The sequence below is a fragment of the Streptomyces sp. NPDC093097 genome, from assembly GCF_044754325.1.
GTDB lineage: Bacteria > Actinomycetota > Actinomycetes > Streptomycetales > Streptomycetaceae > Streptomyces.
The window spans coordinates 336,021-352,462 of record NZ_JBIVOW010000003.1 but is presented as its reverse complement, the minus strand read 5'-3'; the positions used below and the strand labels follow the sequence as shown (position 1 = coordinate 352,462).

The 16,442-nt window shown below is 75.0% G+C and carries 13 protein-coding genes; 1 reads left to right on the top strand and 12 read right to left on the bottom strand.

The features are described 5' to 3' along the window. Window positions 1–193 precede the first annotated feature (193 nt). From ACIQE0_RS06950 to ACIQE0_RS06915, 8 genes are all read right to left on the bottom strand, one after another. Window positions 194–598, bottom strand: a complete 405-nt coding sequence (locus tag ACIQE0_RS06950) for a globin (RefSeq protein ID WP_366338905.1) — start codon at window positions 596–598, stop codon at window positions 194–196. Between the two features lie 119 nt (window positions 599–717). Continuing rightward, complete coding sequence (locus ACIQE0_RS06945; RefSeq protein ID WP_402329588.1) at window positions 718–2,481, bottom strand: FHA domain-containing protein; 1,764 nt, start codon at window positions 2,479–2,481, stop codon at window positions 718–720. Between the two features lie 63 nt (window positions 2,482–2,544). Then, window positions 2,545–3,375 (bottom strand): hypothetical protein, encoded by an 831-nt coding sequence (locus ACIQE0_RS06940; RefSeq protein WP_402329587.1) that lies wholly within the window; start codon window positions 3,373–3,375, stop codon window positions 2,545–2,547. A 59-nt stretch (window positions 3,376–3,434) separates the two neighbouring features. Beyond that, complete coding sequence (locus ACIQE0_RS06935) at window positions 3,435–4,640, bottom strand: protein phosphatase 2C domain-containing protein (RefSeq protein WP_402329586.1); 1,206 nt, start codon at window positions 4,638–4,640, stop codon at window positions 3,435–3,437. Window positions 4,641–4,860: 220 nt separating this feature from the next. Further along, window positions 4,861–7,431, bottom strand: a complete 2,571-nt coding sequence (locus ACIQE0_RS06930; RefSeq protein ID WP_402329585.1) for a tetratricopeptide repeat protein — start codon at window positions 7,429–7,431, stop codon at window positions 4,861–4,863. Beyond that, a complete protein-coding gene (locus ACIQE0_RS06925) occupies window positions 7,428–8,732 on the bottom strand; it encodes a hypothetical protein (RefSeq protein WP_402329584.1) in 1,305 nt (434 codons plus the stop codon). The genes ACIQE0_RS06930 and ACIQE0_RS06925 overlap by 4 nt, the downstream gene beginning before the upstream one ends. 151 nt (window positions 8,733–8,883) lie before the next feature. Next, entirely contained in the window at window positions 8,884–9,885 is a 1,002-nt protein-coding gene (locus tag ACIQE0_RS06920; RefSeq protein ID WP_366338917.1) for a glutamate ABC transporter substrate-binding protein, read from the bottom strand. A gap of 13 nt (window positions 9,886–9,898) precedes the next feature. Beyond that, entirely contained in the window at window positions 9,899–11,329 is a 1,431-nt protein-coding gene (locus tag ACIQE0_RS06915; protein WP_402329582.1) for a hypothetical protein, read from the bottom strand. A 411-nt stretch (window positions 11,330–11,740) separates the two neighbouring features. On the opposite strand from ACIQE0_RS06915, the gene ACIQE0_RS06910 reads away from it, so the two are divergent. Then, the gene (locus ACIQE0_RS06910; protein ID WP_402329580.1) at window positions 11,741–12,046 is read left to right on the top strand and encodes a hypothetical protein; all 306 of its coding nucleotides are present in this window, start codon (window positions 11,741–11,743) and stop codon (window positions 12,044–12,046) included. A 107-nt stretch (window positions 12,047–12,153) separates the two neighbouring features. Here the strand turns inward: ACIQE0_RS06910 and ACIQE0_RS06905 are convergent, their stop codons facing one another. Genes ACIQE0_RS06905 through ACIQE0_RS06890 form a run of 4 tightly spaced genes read right to left on the bottom strand, consistent with a single transcriptional unit; the run spans window position 12,154 to window position 16,440 of the window. Further along, window positions 12,154–13,146: a BadF/BadG/BcrA/BcrD ATPase family protein gene (locus ACIQE0_RS06905; RefSeq protein WP_366338921.1), complete on the bottom strand. Its 993-nt coding sequence runs from the start codon at window positions 13,144–13,146 to the stop codon at window positions 12,154–12,156. Further along, window positions 13,137–14,504: a 6-phospho-beta-glucosidase gene (locus tag ACIQE0_RS06900; protein ID WP_402329832.1), complete on the bottom strand. Its 1,368-nt coding sequence runs from the start codon at window positions 14,502–14,504 to the stop codon at window positions 13,137–13,139. The genes ACIQE0_RS06905 and ACIQE0_RS06900 overlap by 10 nt, the downstream gene beginning before the upstream one ends. A 46-nt stretch (window positions 14,505–14,550) precedes the next feature. Next, complete coding sequence (locus ACIQE0_RS06895; RefSeq protein ID WP_402329578.1) at window positions 14,551–15,456, bottom strand: carbohydrate ABC transporter permease; 906 nt, start codon at window positions 15,454–15,456, stop codon at window positions 14,551–14,553. Window positions 15,457–15,483: 27 nt separating this feature from the next. Continuing rightward, complete coding sequence (locus tag ACIQE0_RS06890; RefSeq protein WP_402329576.1) at window positions 15,484–16,440, bottom strand: carbohydrate ABC transporter permease; 957 nt, start codon at window positions 16,438–16,440, stop codon at window positions 15,484–15,486. Between the last annotated feature and the right edge of the window lie 2 nt (window positions 16,441–16,442).

The following is a 16,442-nucleotide window of genomic DNA, read 5'->3' as shown; positions in this document are numbered from 1 at the left end:
TTCCCCCCGGAGCGGCTCGGGCCTCGGGTCGGGGTGCGCCGGCGGCTCCCGGCACCCGGCAACGCGAGACGTTCGCATGGGTGCTCGGATGCCGTGGATGCTGCCAGAGGGGCGGGGTGCCGGGTGGGGGTTCTCAGGTGGTCTTGACCGGATCGTGATGCCGTGCGGCGCTCCGGACGGTGTGACCGTTCTCTCAGCCCGCGGTGTTGATCATCGACGCGGCCGCGTACGTGAAGTAGTCCCACAGCTTCGCCTGGTGTTCCTCGGCGAGCCCGAGGGAGTCCACCGCGTCCCGCATGTGCCGCAGCCAGGCGTCGTGCGCGGCGCGGTCGACGGTGAACGGGGCGTGCCGCATCCGCAGCCGGGGGTGGCCGCGGTTCTCGCTGTAGGTGCGGGGGCCGCCCCAGTACTGCATGAGGAAGAGGACAAGGCGCTCCTCGGCCGGTCCCAGGTCCTCCTCCGGGTACATCGGCCGCAGCAGCGGGTCCTCGGCGACCCCCTCGTAGAAGCGGCGCACCAGGCGGCGGAAGGTGTCCTCGCCACCGACCTGCTCGTAGAAGGTCTGCTCCTGAAGCGTGCCCTGGGGAATGTTGTTCACCGGTCCATGGTGGCAGACGCGCCGACCTGGGACCTTGGACTTGGGACGTCCCGGAAGCGGACGCGACTCCGGGGCGCGATCGGCCGATCACGCCCCGGAGTCGACAGGTGTCCTCGGTGTCAGCCGCGGCGGACGGTCAGCGTCGTCCAGGCGCCGACGTGCACCCGGTCGCCCTCGTGGAGCGGCACCGGGACGTACGGCTGGATCGGGTCCTCGGCGAGGTTGACCGTGGTGCCGTTGGTGGAGTTCTGGTCCACCACCGCCCAGCTGCCGTCCTGCTGCTGGACGAGCAGGGCGTGCTGGTGCGAGACGCCCGGGTCCTCGGGGGTCCGGGCCAGGTCGACGTCCGGGGACTCGCCGGTGCTGTTCCGGCGGCGGCCGACCGAGACCTGGCCGCCGGCGAGCGGCAGCACCTGCTCGGGGGAGTACGAGGGCAGGTTGAGCCCCGCGGCCTCCGGGCCGCTGCGGCTCATCATCGCCATGAAGTACTCGCGGTCCGGCGCGATGGCCACCACCCAGCCGTCGCCGACGACCGGCGGCGGGCCCTGCGGCGGCATCGCGGGGGCCTGACCGGGGCCGCCGTTCCACTGGCCGTCGGGCCCCGGCTGGCCCGGCTGCTCGAAGCCCTGCGGCTGCTCGAAGCCCTGCGACTGCTCGAAGCCCTGCGGCTGCTCGAACGGGCCCGGCTGCGGGGGCTGTTGGGGCGGGAACGGGGCCGGCGGCTGCTGCTCGAACGGGGCCTGCGGGCCGGGTCCGGGCTGCGGGGGCGCCATCGGTGCGCCGTGCTGCGCGCTCGGCGGGTTCAGCGTCCAGTCGTCGCCCTGCTGCGGGGGCGGCGGGGGGCCGGGCCGGCCGGGAGCGGGCATGCCGGGCGGCGGACCGGGCTGACCCGGGAAGCCGCCGGGGCCGGGCATACCGGGCGGCGGGCCCGGCGGCTGCGGCGCCGGAGCCGGCGGGAAGCCGTAACCGCCCTGGGGCGGCTGGCCACCGGGGCCGGGGGCGACCGGGCCGGGGGCCGGCGGCGGGAAGCCGTAGCCGCCCTGCGGCGGTTGGCCGCCGGGTACGGGCGCACCGGGCGGCGGCGCGAACGACGTCGGCGCGTTGGTGAGGAAGTTGTACTGGCACTCCGGGCAGAACGGCGCCATGCCGTCGCGCGGCGCATGGCACTGCGGGCAGGCCTGCGGCTCCGCCGGCTGCTCGGGGCCCGGACCGGGGGCCGGGGCGCCGTACGGGGCGGTGCCGTGCGGCGGGGTGCCGTGCGGCGGGGTGCCGGGCGCGGGCATGCCGGGGGCGACCGGGCCGGGGGCCGGCGGCGGGAAACCGTAGCCGCCCTGCGGCGGTTGGCCACCGGGCGCGGGCGCACCGGGCGGCGGAGCGAAGGGGCCACCGGGGGCGGGCGGACCGGGTGCGGGCGGCGGGAAGCCGTAGCCGCCCTGCGGCGGTTGACCGCCGGGGCCGGGCGCGGGCGCGCCGGGGCCGCCGGGAGGACCGAAGCTCTCGGGCGCCCCAGGGCCACCGAAGCCCTCGGGGCCGCCGGGTGCGGGCGGCGGGAAGCCGTAGCCGCCCTGCGGCGGTTGGCCGCCGGGGCCGGGTGCGGGCGCACCGGGGCCGCCGAAACCTTCGGGGCCACCGGGCGGCAGGGGGCCGGGCTGGCCCATCGGGCCGGGACCGGGCATGCCGGGCGGCGGGCCGGGCTGTCCCGGCGGGGGGCCTGGCTGACCGGGCGGCGGACCGGCCGGGCCGGTCGGCTCGGCGGGCGGCGGCGCGTTCAGGAAGCCGGCGGGCAGAGAGGGCGGCGGGGGGACGGCACCCGCCATGCGCTGGCCGCACACCTCGCACCAGTCCTCGGCCGCCGACTGGTGGCCGCTCGGGCAGGTCGGCATGTCGGTTCTTCCCCCTCCGTACCGTTTCGTCCGGTGATACCGATCAGTGCTGATCGTGGTTGTTCATTGCGGTTCCTCTGGGCGGTGAACGGTGCCGGACGCCTTCCGGGAACCCTCCCGTCGAGCCTCGAACGCCTTCGCCGCCTGTCGCACAGTACCCGTCGCGGCGTCGGCGCCGTCCACCACCTTCGCAAGGAGTTTCGCAGTGTCCTCGTGCCCCGCGGCGGCGGCCAGGCGCAGCGCGCGACGCAGCTCCATCAGGGCATGGTCGGCATCTCCGTACTTGGCCGCATCCAGTCCCCGCTGGATGACTTGCGCCAGTTCGAACCGTCCTGTGTGGCATGCCACTTGTGGGTCGATCTGTACCGCGGCGACCGGATCGTCCGTCCACGTGGCCCGGACCAGGCCCTGCGCCACGACCCGGGGCGCGGTGCCGTCCGGCGCGGGCAGCAGCACCGTGATCCGGGCGGCGAGCATCTCCCGGCCGAGCCCGGGGTCCGGGACGCGCAGACAGAGATGGAAGTCGCGGGACTCATCGCCCCAGGGGCCGGTCGGGTAGTCGCCCGAGCGCGGGCCCGACGCCCGGCGCCGGCCGGTCAGTTCCCCGGCGGTGGGCGCCACTTGCCGCAGGAACGCCACCTCGGCACCCACCGGGGTCCGCACCCGCAGGACGACCCCGGCGTCCGGACCGAAGGGCCCGCCGTCCCGCCCGGCTGCCGGCGGAACCTCAGGCTCCGGCCGCGCCGCGGGCACCGGCCGCCCGCCGGTCGAACCGCCGCCGGTCGCGGTGACCGTGACGACGGCGTGCAGTGCGCGCCCGCCCTCGGGAAGACGGGGGTTGTGGTGCACCTCGGCGGTGAAGCGCGGGGCCCGCGACTTGGCGAAGTTGGCCATGGGTTACGTTCCGCTCCCGGGGCCCGGGCGGGCGGCCGGGCCCGGCGCGTGCGCGGTGTTCAGGCCGATCCCGCCCCTTCTGCGGGCGCCCGGAACGGCACCACCGCGACCGTGACGTTGTCGTGCCCGCCGCCGTCCAGCGCGTGGGCGACCAGCGCCCGCGCGGCGCCCAGCGGCCGGGCGGGCGCGTCCAGCGGCAGCACCGCGGCCAGCGCCGCGGCCGTCTCGGCGTAGTTCCACAGCCCGTCGGTGCACACCACCACGACCCCCGGCCCGTCCGGCCGGAACGCCGCGACGTGCGGCTCCACCTCGTACGCGTCCGCGCCCAGCCAGCCGGTGATGGCGTGCGCCCGCTCGTCGGCGTTGGCCTCGGCCTCCGTCATCAGGTTGTTGGCGACCATCTGGGCGGCCCAGGAGTCGTCCTCGGTGAGCCGGACCGGCGTCGCGGTGCGGTCGTCGGGGATCCAGTAGGCCCGGCTGTCGCCGACCCAGCCGATGGTCAGCAGCCCGCCGCCGACCACCGCGCCGACGAACGTGCAGGCCGGGGCGTTCTGCTGGCGGTACTCGTCATGCGCGAGCGAGGGGTCGGCGGCCAGTGCGTCCACCGCCGCCGAGGCCGCCATCACCGCGTCGTGCATCGCCTGCTGCGGGTGCGCGCCGCGCGGCAGTGCCATCCGCAGCGCCCCGGCGGCCCGCTCGGCGGCGGCCAGGGACGCGTCGTCCGGCCGGGTCGCCGAGGAGACGCCGTCGCAGACCACCGCGATCACCGCGGGCGCGCCGTCCGGCAGCTCGGTGTCGGCCAGGGCGAAGAAGTCCTCGTTGCGGTGGTGCCGGTGGCCGCGGTCGCTGACCGCCGCGATGCCCGCCAACTCCCGCTCCAGATGGTCCCGTTCCGGCCCGACCGGGGCTTTCGGGGGCGTTCCGGATGCGGTGGCGGCGGGCGCGGTAACGGGGGTGGCGGGCGACTCGTCGGGCGTTCCGCTTGGTGTCCCGGTGGCCGGGTCGGATGCCGTAGGAGTTGCCGTGTCGGACCCGGGCATATCAGCTGCACCGTCCTTCGTCGTGGATTCCGCTTCGGTCTCTGACGGGGTCGTGGGCCGGCCGCCCGGCGCCGGCTCCGCTTGCGGCCCGGCGGTCTCTTCCGCCGCGGCCCGGACGGCCGGTTCGGGGCGCGCCCCGGCGCCGGCGGCCGCATCGGCGACCGCCTCGTAGCCGACCACCCGGGGGTCGGCCGGCCGCCCGGCGGCACCGGACGGCGGCGGCATCGCGTCCCCGTACGCGAGACGGGTCGTGGGGTCGGGCGGCGGCGGGCCCGCCTGCGCCGGGCCCGCCGCATACACCGCCGGCGGCGGCGCCCCGGACCCCGCCGACCCGCCGTACCCGGCCGACGCCAGGGGCTCGGCGCCGCACCGCCCGCAGTAGTTGTCCCCCGCATCGAGCGGCTCACCGCAGCTCCGGCACCGGGACGGCCCACTCACACCCATGTCACACCCATGTCCTGGGGCGGAAGCGGTTGGCCCGCTCCACCAGTTCGATCCTTTCCTCACCACGCTGCGCCAGCCGCGCCAGCAGGCGGTACCAGCGCTCCAGCCCGAACCGCAGCCCGCGCTCGTCCAGCGGACTGCCGAGCAGCGCCGGTCCGGTCGCACCGTCCGGCCCGCCGCTGCGGACGCCGTCACCGGGCCCGTCGCCGTGGCCCCCGGAGAGTACCCAGTCCAGAGCACTGCCCAGTACCTCGGTGGCGAGTTGCGCCCGGCGCCGGTCGTCGAGTCCGAAGTCGGCCAGCGCCTCGACCTGTTGGGCGGCCGCCCGCAGATCCGGCAGCAGCGGCTCCCGGGGCGAACGCCGCCGCAACCGGGCCCGTACTGCCGCGATCCGGGCCGCCGTGTAGTGGATGGACGCCTCCGGGACGGACTCCAGCGCGGCCACCGCGCCCGTCCGTTCGCCGGCCGCGAGCCGTACCCGGGCCAGCCCGAACGCGGCACTCACATAGCCGCGGTCCGTCGCCCACACGAGTCGGTAGTACTCCGCGGCGTTGTCCAACTGCCCCAGCAGCTCGGCGCTGATGCCCAGCGCCAGCTTCGGCGCCGGCTCGCCCGGGAACGCGTCGTAGACCGCGTCGAACGCCAGCGCCGCGCCCTCCCGGTCGCCGGTCGCCAGGGCCACCAGCCCGCGGTGCCACACCGCCCGCCAGTCCCCGCTCCCGTCCGCCTCCGGCGCGCCGTCGGCCCACCGCGCCACCGGCCCCGCGCCACCGGGCTCCGGGCCGTCCGCGCCCGGCCCGAGCTCCAACTGGGCGCGCAGCGCCCGCAGTCGGACCTCCGGTGAGTCGGCGGGCGCCGCGCGCAGCGCGACCAGCAGCTCCGCCGGCGTCGCGGCGTGCAGACCGGCCAGGAACCCGGCGTTGGGGTCGCCGGGGTCGGTGCGCGGCACCGGCAGCGCCAGCGCCGCCGCGGCCACGTCCAGCGGCCGCGGCGCCGGCTCGCCGGCCGTCCGCGCCGGGTCCCGGTCGGCGGCCCCGCCGGAGCGTCGCCGGCCGGTCCGGCGGGCCCCCAGCAGCGAGCTGTCACCGGCCGGCGGCGGCAGCGGCTCCGTGCCCACCACCCGCAGCTCGGGCCCGAACAAGGTGGACAGCGCCGGCCGGGGCTCCTCCGTACGGAGCGCCACCACCTCCCGCAGCACCCCCGTCAACTGCTCGGCCATCTCCTCGGCGGACCCGAAGCGGCGGGCCGGATCCGGCTCGGTGGCCCGCACCAGCAGCCGGTAGAAGGACTCGTAGCTGCGGAACACCTCGATGTGGTCCGGGTCCGGCAGGGAGTCCGCGAAGACGTTGGTGTAGCCCTGGAAGTCGAAGGTGAGGACGGCTAGCGTGCGGCCGACGGTGTAGAGGTCGGAGGCGATCGACGGGCCCACCTCGCCGACCTCGGGCGCCTGGTAGCCGATCGTGCCGTAGATCGGGCTCTCGTGGTCGTCCGCCCGCCGCACCGCGCCCAGGTCGATCAGGGTGAGCCGGTCGTGCTGCTGGATGGCGTTGTCGACCTTGAAGTCGCAGTAGAGCAGCTGCCGGCTGTGCAGATGGCCGAGCGCCTCCAGCGCCTCGATGCCGTACGCGCACGCCTGCTCCACCGGCATCGGATCGCGCCGCCCCTGGGACGTGCGCCGCTCATTGGCGAGGTCCTTGAGGGAGGTGCCGTCGATGTACTCCATGACGATGTAGCCGTCCCGGCTGCCCGTCGAACGGTCCAGGTGCTCCACGAAGTTGTAGATCCGCACGATGTTCGGGTGCTCGATCGCGGCCAGGTGCCGCCGCTCGGACACCGCCGCCGCCAGCGCCTCCTCGTCGCCGGTGTCCAGCAGCCCCTTGAGCACCACCCACCGGTCGTCGACCGCCCGGTCCCGGGCCAGATAGATCCAGCCCAGTCCGCCGTGCGCCAGGCACCCCTGGACCTCGTACTGGTCGTGCACCAGCTCCCCGGGGCGCAACTTCGGTACGAAGCTGTACGGGTGGCCGCACTTGGTGCAGAAGCCCTCCGCCGTCCCCGGCCGGCCCTCCCGGCCCCGGCCCACCGGCGACCCGCACTCCCCGCGGCTGCAGAACCGCTTGCGTTCGGGCACCTTCGGATCGGCCAGCACCGCCGCCCGCGGATCGCGCCGCGGCACCTGCGGCACCGTGACCAGCCCCGCGCCCAGCCGCCCGCGCGAGGCCCCGGAACCGCGCGCGGAGCCGGCGGCCGCGGCGCTGCCGCCCGTGCCGCGCACCACCGGCGGCGTCCGGGGCGCCGAGCCCGTCCCGGCAGCGCCGCTCCTCGCCTGCCCGGGGACACGGGGCCCGGACGCCTCGCGCGCGCGGGCGTCGGCCGGCGGCGGCGCGGCGACGGTCGCCCCGCCGGCGTCCACCCGCTGCGTCAGCACCGTGGCGGTCGCCGAGAGCAGCCCCTCGGCGGAGATCACCGGCGCCAGGCCGCAGACGTCGCAGTACAGTTCACCGCCGCCGACGTCCTCGTAGTGCCCGTCGCACTCCCGGCGCTGGCACCGCCCCCCGTCCCGCTCCGTCACGGCTCCCCCCTGCCGTCCCGGGCCTCCGGGACCATCGCCTCCGCCGCCGCCTCCTGATAGCGCCACACCGCCTGCTCGGCCACCCGCAGATCGCACGGCGCGCTCCACAGCATCCGGCGCGCGAGGTCGTACCGCTCCACCAGCAGCGGATCGGCCGCCAGGCCGTGCCGGGCCACCCGCGCCCGGTACGCGTCCAGCCGGCCGCGCAGCTCGGCCCGCACCGCCAGCGGCGCGGTCACCGCCGTCAACGACGCCCGGGCCCGCTGGAGTTCGTCCTCCGCCCGCTCCTCCAGGCTGTCCAGCAGCGGCGACAACCGGTGCCACTGCGACCGGCGGCGGTACTCGGCCGCCGCCGCCAACTGCTCGTGCAGCACCGTGGAGGGGCCGCTGACCGCCGGCACCTCCGACGCGGCGATCTTCGCCAGCACCTCCCCGCGCGCCTGCCGCGCCTCGGTGAGCGTGCGGTCCGCCCGCGACAGCACGTCGCGCAGCATCATCAGCCGCCGCTCCGCGTCCTGCCGCACGTCCAGCACCGCCGCCACCTCGCGCCGGATGTCCTCCAGCGCCCGCGCCGCCCGGTCGTAGCGGACGGTGTCCGGCCGGCCGCCGCCGGGCGCCGCGCTCCCGGCCCCCGCCGACTCCCAGAACGCCAGCGGGTCCACGATCACCTGGGCGCGCAGCCGCGCCAACTCGTCCGTGATCCGCTCCAGGTCGTCGCCGGCCGGATGCTCCCCGGGGCGCACCCCTACCGAGTGCGCCAGCGACCGCGTCCGCCGCAACTCCTCGGACAGCAGGTCTATCCGGGCCGGCAGCGCCGACCACACCGTGTCCGCCGCCACGATCACGTCCAGGGACCGCGCGTACAGCCCGTTCATCCGGGCGACCAGCTCCGGAAGGCGCAGCCGGGCGCCGGCCCCGTCCCCGGTGCCGTCGGTGGCCGGGACCGCCACCTCGCCGTGCCGCACCAGCTCCGACAGCTCCGCGAGCTCCTCGGCGGACGGCCAGCGCCGCCGCGCCCGCAGCTCCCGGGCGGCCGTCAGCACCTCCGTGTAGGCGTCGAACAGCGACCACAGCACCGCGATCGACCGCTCCGCCTCGGCCCAGCGCTCCTTGGTGGCGCCGGACAGTTCGGCGCCCTCCAGGAGCCGGCGGCCGGCGTGGTCCTGCAACGCGAGCAGCGACGTCTCGATCGCCTCGTACTCGGCGCCGAGCTGCGCCAGGGCGCGGTCCACCTCCTCCCGGTCCAGCACCGGGGCATCGGGCCTCCCCGCCGAGCCGGGGAAGGGTCCAGGGACCCCCATCGATCACCTCTCCAATACGCGTACCGTGCACGGCGGTTGGTGCGCCGGACCTCGCTCGCCGGCTCTTGGTCGTTCCCCTTCCCCCGCTCCCGCCCTCCATAGTGGCCCCATCGGGCCGCAAGTGGGGGACCTGGCGGCGGCCGGGTGGCCCTCAGTTGCTGTACTGCGGCGCCGGCGGGCCCGATATACCGGGCAGATCGGCCTTCAGCCACTTCCGGTACGCCCGCATCCAGGGGCTGTCCTCGCCGCCGCTGCGGTAGTCGTCCAGCACCTTGTTGACCCGGCGCACCAGATCCGGATCGTCCTTGTTCATCGCCACGCCGTAGGACTCGTCGGTGAACGGCCGGCCCTTGAGCTTCACCGTCGGGTCCTGCGCCGCCTGCGCCGCGGCCAGCGCGCTGTCGGTGACCACCGCGTCCGCCTGCCCCAACTGGAGCCGCACCAGGCAGTCGAGCTGGTTGGGCGCGGTCAGCACCCGCGCGCCGTGGCTCCGGTGCGACAGCTCCGCCTCGCCCGTCGAACCGGCCGCGGTGCACACCCGCTTGCCGCGCAGCGAGTCGTCGAACGCCGTGATCGACGACTCCTTCGGGGCGAGCACCTGCTGTCCGGCCTGGAAGTACGCGGTCGAGAACGCCACCTGCTCCCGGCGCGCGCAGTTGATCGTCATCGTCCGCACGACCATGTCGACCGTGCGCTGCCGGAGCGCCGGGATCCGCTGGTTGGTCGGCACCGCCTGGAAGACGACCTTGGCGTCCGGCCCCAGGATGTCCTTGGCGATCGCCCGCGCCAGGTCGATGTCGAAGCCCTCCAACTGGCCCGTGTCCGGGTCGCGGTACCCCCACCGGTAGGTGTTCTGGTCCACCCCGACGACCAGTTGGCCCTTCTTCTTGATCCGCTCCACCGCCGGGCCGTCGTCCGGCGAGGGCCGCAGGCTCCGCGTCGCGGTGCCCGGCGTGCACCCGGCCGCGGCGGGCGCCGCGCGCCCCGTCCCCTGCGCCCCGTGCGTCTCCACCGGCCCCGGGGCCGGTGGGCGGTCCCCCCGGCCCAGCGCGGGCACCAGCACCGCGGCGGCCGCCGCCATCACGGCCATGCCCGCGGCGACCGGCCCCAGCACGGCCCGCAGATTCCGCAGTTCCCGCCCGCGCGTCACCATCTCCAAAGCCCCCTCACCGGTACTCCGACAGCCTGCGCCCGATGCCCAGCACCGCGGCCGCAGCGGCCGCCGCGGCCAGCACCCCGGCGCCCACCGCCAGCCCGCCGAACGCCGCGCGCCCGCCGTCCGCCGCCGCCCGGAACCGCTCCTGCTCGTGCACCAGCGCCCGGCCGAGTCCGGTGTCGACCCGGTCGAACGACGCCCCGGTCGCACCGTCCCCGCCGATCACCTTCGCCAGCGCCCGCTCGTAGTCCCCCCGGTCGTCCGCCGACCGCGCCTCGGCGTGCCGGGCCCGCCACTCCCGGACGGCCGCCACCGCGTCCCGCACCGGGCGCCGGCCCGCCTCGTCGTCCGCCAGGGCCAGCGCCTTCCCCAGCTCACCGGCGGCGGCCACCGGGCCGGGCCCGGCCGCGCCCGCCAGATCGGCCATCCCGGCCTGGAAGTCGACCTCGTAGAAGTCCTTCTGGTCCTTGGTGAGCACCGCGCCGCGCGCCACCAGCGTCAGATTCTCGTCCCCGCGCGCCCGCAGGGCGTCGATCCGGGCGGTGTTGAGCACCTCCAGCGAACGGGCGCCGTGCGCATACGCGTCGGCCAGCCCGGCCCGCGCCAGTGCGTGCCCCGTCGCCAGCCACAGCAGCACCGCCGCCGACGCCACCGCGGCCGCCAGCAGCCCGCGGTTGACCACCCTGTTGGTGCGCCGGCGGTCCCGGCGCTGCGCCCAGGCCAGCGCCCCGATGGCCACCCCTCCCGCCGCCAGCGCCCACCACGGCCAGGCCGCGGCCCGTTCGTGGTCGGCGGTCAGCCGCTCCGTCTCCGCCTCGTACAACGCCTGGGCGGCCGGCAGGAGTTCCGTCCGCATCTGCTCGTTGGCGTACCGCAGATAGGCGCCGCCCAGCGGCAGCCCCTGCCGGTTGTCGGTCCGGGCCGTCTCCACCAGCCCCGCGTACCGCGGCAGGAGCTGGTTCAGCCGGGCGATCTGCGCGCCGGCCGGATCCGCCGCGCCGCTTTGCGCGCCCGGCATCTGCGTGTTCGCCGCCGCCTTGACCAGCAGCTGCGACGCGGTTGCCAGGTCCGCGGCGTACCGCTTACGGGTCGTCTCGGACTCCGCGCCGCCGGCCAGGAACCCGGCGGCGGCCGTGGTGTCGGCGTCCGCCAGCGACCGGTAGATGCTCGCCGCGTCCGCGGTCAGCGGCTGGCTGCGCAGCACGACGTCGTCGGCGGCCGCCGAACGGGCCGACACCTGCCAGGCGGTGGCCGCCCCGAACACCACGACCAGCAGCGCCAGTACCGCTCCGATCGCGCGCAGCCGCCCCGGCTCGGTCGTGGCGGCGGCCCGCAGCCGGTCCAGGCCCTCGGCCCACGCGGTGCGCCGGCGCGCGCCGGGCAGGGCGGGCTGTGCGCCCGACCCGTTCCCCGCCGCCGGTACGGGGGAATCCGGCGACACGGACGACTCGGGCGCCACTGATGTCACCGGCGTTACCGATGTCACCGAAGATCCACCCCCTAGGTCGTGCGCTGCGGGCCGGCCCCGCGCTCGGCGCCCGCGGGCACGGACGCATGGCCGTCAGTATGTCCGCAGTGCCCGATCACCACACCGGACTTGACCCGATCTTGTTCGGAACGCCGAACGCCCCGGGACGTGCCTCCGGCCGCGGCGCGCGCCCACCACCCCTCATCACGCCCGCCCACCGCACCCCGGTTCCCCGCGGCTCCCGGCGTCAACCGCGCACACCCCCGCCCTCCACGCCCCCCGAGCACCCCCGCGCGCCGCTGACGAACACTCCATCCGCAACTACGCTGAGTGACGAAAGGTGGGTGGGAGATCCCGCCGACCCCGACCCGACGGAGGACCGCCATGCGCCACCTCGCCCGACTCCTGACCCCTCTCGCCAAGGCCGCCCTCGGCGCGCCGGCCGACCCCGAACCACCGGCCACCGCAAGCGGTTTCCTCACCATCGGCAGCACGACCTACATCAACCCGGCCGGCACCTACCCCCTCCTCCACTCCGCCGACGGCACCCCCACCCCCGTCATCAACGACACCGACCACCCCGTCACCATCCTCACGGAAAGCAACCACGCCCTCCCTCCTCCCGCTCTCGTCCTGACGCCGGGCGAACGCACCGAGACACGAACAGGCAACGGGGTGCGGGTGGGGTGAGACAGGCACGCAGGACACAGGACGCAGCGGATAGGGGGGCAAAGGGCAAGGGGCAAGGGGCAGTTCGCGGTCCGGCGTCGCGGAGTGCTACGCCCGGGAGGCCGGCCCTACGTCCACTCCGACCGCAGTCGCTCATAAGCCCCTTGGGGAGGCGCGGGAGTGATCCGGTCCAACGCGTCCAGGGCGGCGCCCAGGACCGGTGGGGCGGTGATGACGTGGGGGACGGCCTTGGGGGCGTGTTCGGCGAGGAGTTGGGTGAGGCGGTCGTGGAGGAGGGGGTGCCGGGCGGCGAGGACGCTGCCGCCGAGGACGACCGGGGTCGGTTCGGCGAGAAGGTCCAGGCGTTGAAGGGCGACGGTGGCCATCACGGCGACCTCCTCCGCCTGGCGGGCGACGAGGGAGCGGGCGACGGCGTCGCCGCCCGCCGCGATCTCGAAGAGGAGGGGGGACAGTTCGTGCCGGCGGGCGTCGGGGATCCGGTGCAGGTGTAGGGCCTCGATGAGTTCCAGCATGGTGGTCAGGCCGAAGTGGGCGGGGAGCGCGCGGGCGAGTTCGCTGGGGGCGCCGCGGCCGTCCTCGGCGCGGGCGGCGTGCCACAGGGCCTCGTCGGCGAGGAAGGAGCCGCCGCCCCAGTCGCCGGAGATGCGCCCTATGGCGGGGAAGCGGGCGGTGGCGCCGCCGCGGCCGAGCCCGACGCAGTTGATGCCGGCGCCGCAGACGACGGCGACGCCCAACTGCTCGCCGTCATCGGGGAGTCCGGTGCGCAGGAGGGCGAAGGTGTCGTTGCCGACGGTGGTGGTGTCCGCCCAGCCGCGCGAGGTGATCTCGGCGGTCAGGCGGGTCACCTCGATGGGGAGGTCGGCGTTGGCGAGGAAGGCGGAGAGGTGGGCGACGGGGGCGTCGCCGGTCAGTCCGGCCTGGGCCCGGGCCGAGGCGATCAGGGGAGTCAGGATGTCCACGGCGCGGGCGGTGCCGACCACCGGCGGCTGGAAGCCGCCGCCGCGGGCCCGGCCGAGGACCCTGCCGTCCGTGGCCACCAGAGCCACGTCGGTCTTGCTGTTGCCCGCGTCGATGGCGAGCACGGTGCCGGTCAGGCCCACGTGAGGTGCTCCCGGTTGTGTGCGATCAGCTCGTCGGTGAGCCGTTCCGCGTAGTCGATCTGTCCGATGAGGGGGTGTGCGAGGAGCGCGGAGAAGACCCGGTCGCGGCCGCCCTTGAGGGCCGCCTCCAGGGCCAGGTCCTCATAGGCCGCGACATTGCCGATCAGTCCGGCGAACAGGGGGGCGAGGGGGCGGAGGGGGAGGGGGGAGGCCCCCCGGGGCCCCACCGCCGCCGGGACCTCGATCACCGCATCGTCCGGCAGGAACGGCAGCGTGCCGTTGTTGAAGGTGTTGACGATCTGGACGTCCCCCCGGGCCCCGCCCACGGCGCCGTCCCGGCCGTCACCCGGAACGCGGTCCTGGGCATGCCCCTCGGCGTCGCCCTGGACGTCGCTTGGGACGCCACCCCGGACTCCCCCCTGGCCCCCGCCCCCCAGCAGCGACGACGTCAGGGCCACCGCCGCCTCGGAGTAGAAGGCGCCGCCGCGGCGGGAGAGGAGCTCCGGCTTTTCGGCCAGGGCCGGGTCGGCGTAGAGGTCGAGGAGTTGGCGTTCGAGGGCGGCGACCTCGGCGGCCCGGGAGGGCTTGGTGCGCAGTTCCGACACGACCGCGTCGTGCTGGTAGTAGTAGCGCAGGTAGTAGGAGGGGACGACGCCCAGGCGGTCGAGGAGCGCGCGGGGCATCCGGACGTCGTCGGCGACCGCGTCGCCGTGCTCGGCGAGGAGCTTGGGGAGCACGTCCACGCCGTCGACGCGGACGGCGCGCTCCCAGGTGAGGTGGTTGAGGCCGATGTGCTCCAGCTCGACCCGCTCGGGGGCGACGCCCAGCAGCCGGGCGAACTTCCGCTGGAAGCCGATGGCCACGTTGCACAGCCCGACGGCCTTGTGGCCGTGGGTGAGCAGGGCCCGGGTGACGATGCCCACCGGGTTGGTGAAGTCCACGATCCAGGCGTCCGGGCAGCGGCGGCGCACCCGTTCGGCGATGTCCAGCACGATCGGGACGGTGCGCAGCGCCTTGGCGAGCCCGCCCGCACCGGTGGTCTCCTGGCCGATGCAGCCGCAGGTCAGCGGCCAGGTCTCGTCCTGGTTGCGGGCGGCCTGCCCGCCGACCCGCAGCTGGAGGAGGACGGCGTCGGCGCCGTCGAGGCCGGCGTCGAGATCGTGGGTCCAGGTGATCCGGCCCGGGTGGCCCTGGGCGGCGAAGATCCGGCGGGCCAGCCCGCCGATCAGCTCCAGCCGTTCGGCGGCCGGGTCGATCAGCACCAGTTCGGCGATCGGCAGGACGTCGCGCAACCGCGCGAAGCCGTCGATGAGTTCGGGGGTGTAGGTCGAACCGCCGCCGACCACGGCGAGTTTGATGCTGGAGTACGGGGAGCGTCCCCCAGAAGTTGGCAGCATTTCCGTTTCAGCCCTTCACTCCGGTGAGTGTGACGCCTTCGACGAAGGCCTTCTGCGCGAAGAAGAACACGAGGATGACGGGGGCCATGACCAGCAGCGTCGCGGCCATGGTGAGGTTCCAGTTGACGCTGTGCGCGCTCTTGAAGGACTCCAGGCCGTAGGAGAGCGTCCAGGCGGCCGGGTTCTGCGCGGCGTAGATCTGCGGTCCGAAGTAGTCGTTCCAGCAGTAGAAGAACTGGAAGAGGGCGATGGCGGCGATGCCGGGGCGGGCCATCGGGACGACGATCCACAGCAGGGTGCGCAGTTCGCCGCAGCCGTCCACCTTCGCGGACTCCACGTACTCCTGCGGGATCGTCAGGAGGAACTGCCGGAGCAGGAAGATGGAGTAGGCGTCGCCGAACGCCATCGGGATGATCAACGGCCAGACCGAGCCGGTCAGATGCAGCTGCTGCGCCCACACCAGGTACATCGGGATGACGATGACCTGGGGCGGCAGCATCATCGTGGAGATCACCAGGAGCATCGCCGTGCGGCGGCCGCGGAAGCGGAAGCGGGCCAGCGCATAGGCGACCGGGATCGCCGAGCAGACCGTGAAGAGGGTGCCCAGGCCCGCGTAGAGCAGGGAGTTCTTCCACCAGTCGAGGAAGCCGGGGGTGGTGAACACCGCGGCGTAGTTGGACCAGTTCCACTGGTGCGGCCACAGTTCGCCGCTCATCGCCTGGTCGTCGTTCATGACGGAGGTCAGGAAAACGAAGACGAAGGGGAGCAGGAAGAACAGGGCGGCGGCGACCGCGACCGCATGGACGGCGATCCAGTGCAGCAGGCGCTTGCGGTGGGCGCGGGCGGCCGGGGCGCCGGCGGTGCCGGGCGTACGGGCCCGGGCCGGGCGCCGGGTGAGCGTCGTGGTGGTCACGTCGGGTCAGCCTTCCGTCATGGCGGGTCAGTCCTCCGCCGGGAGCAGGCCGGCGCGCTTGCGCATCAGCAGGGTGGTGACGGCCATCGCGAGGGCGAAGAGCACCAGCGAAAGGACGCAGGCCGCACCGGTGTTGAAGTTCTGGAAGCCCAGCGAGTAGACGAGCTGCGGCACGGTCAGGGTGGAGTGGTCCGGGTAGCCGGGCTGGATGACGCTGCCGGGGCCGATGGTGACGCCGGAGGCGAGTTTCCCGGCGACCAGCGCCTGGGTGTAGTACTGCATGGTCTGCACGACGCCGGTGACCACCGCGAACAGCACGATCGGGGTGATCGACGGCCAGGTCACATAGCGGAACTTCCCCCAGGCGCCCGCGCCGTCCAGCTCGGCGGCCTCGTACTGCTCCTTCGGGACGTCCAGCAGCGCCGCCATGAAGATCACCATCAGGTCGCCGATGCCCCACAGGGACAGCAGCACCAGCGACGGTTTGGACCAGGCCGGGTCGTTGAACCAGTCCGGGGCCGGGATGCCGACCGCCCCGAGGATCTCGTTGACCGGCCCGGTGGCCGGGTTGAGCAGGAAGACGAACGCGACGGTGGCGGCCACCGGCGGCGCCAGGTACGGCAGGTAGAACGCGGTGCGGAAGAAGCCGGCACCGGATTTGATTTTGGTGATGAGCAGGCCGATACCGAGGCCGAAGAGGACCCGGAGCGCCACCATCACCACGACCAGCCAGAGCGTGTTCCACAGCGCCGGCCCGAACAGCGGCATCTGCGTCAGCACGTATTTCCAGTTCCGCAGGCCCACGAATGCGGGCTGCTCGATCTGGTTGTAGTGCATGAAGGAGAAGTAGACGGTGGCGATCAGCGGATAGCCGAAGAACACCGAGAATCCGACGAGCCAGGGGGAGAGGAAACCCAGGATGCGCAGGCGTTCGCGGAAGTGTTTGCGCCGCAGGGCCGGCGCGGGGGGAGTGATGGCTGCCATGG

What these genes read in the sequence shown, in the direction of transcription:
- ACIQE0_RS06945 (WP_402329588.1), bottom strand. Translation starts at nt 2,481, where the DNA reads ATGCCGACCTGCCCGAGCGGCCACCAGTCGGCGGCCGAGGACTGGTGC.
- ACIQE0_RS06940 (WP_402329587.1), bottom strand. Translation starts at nt 3,375, where the DNA reads ATGGCCAACTTCGCCAAGTCGCGGGCCCCGCGCTTCACCGCCGAGGTG.
- ACIQE0_RS06935 (WP_402329586.1), bottom strand. Translation starts at nt 4,640, where the DNA reads ATGCCGCCGCCGTCCGGTGCCGCCGGGCGGCCGGCCGACCCCCGGGTG.
- ACIQE0_RS06925 (WP_402329584.1), bottom strand. Translation starts at nt 8,732, where the DNA reads ATGGGGGTCCCTGGACCCTTCCCCGGCTCGGCGGGGAGGCCCGATGCC.
- ACIQE0_RS06920 (WP_366338917.1), bottom strand. Translation starts at nt 9,885, where the DNA reads ATGGTGACGCGCGGGCGGGAACTGCGGAATCTGCGGGCCGTGCTGGGG.
- ACIQE0_RS06910 (WP_402329580.1), top strand. Translation starts at nt 11,741, where the DNA reads ATGCGCCACCTCGCCCGACTCCTGACCCCTCTCGCCAAGGCCGCCCTC.
- ACIQE0_RS06890 (WP_402329576.1), bottom strand. Translation starts at nt 16,440, where the DNA reads ATGGCAGCCATCACTCCCCCCGCGCCGGCCCTGCGGCGCAAACACTTC.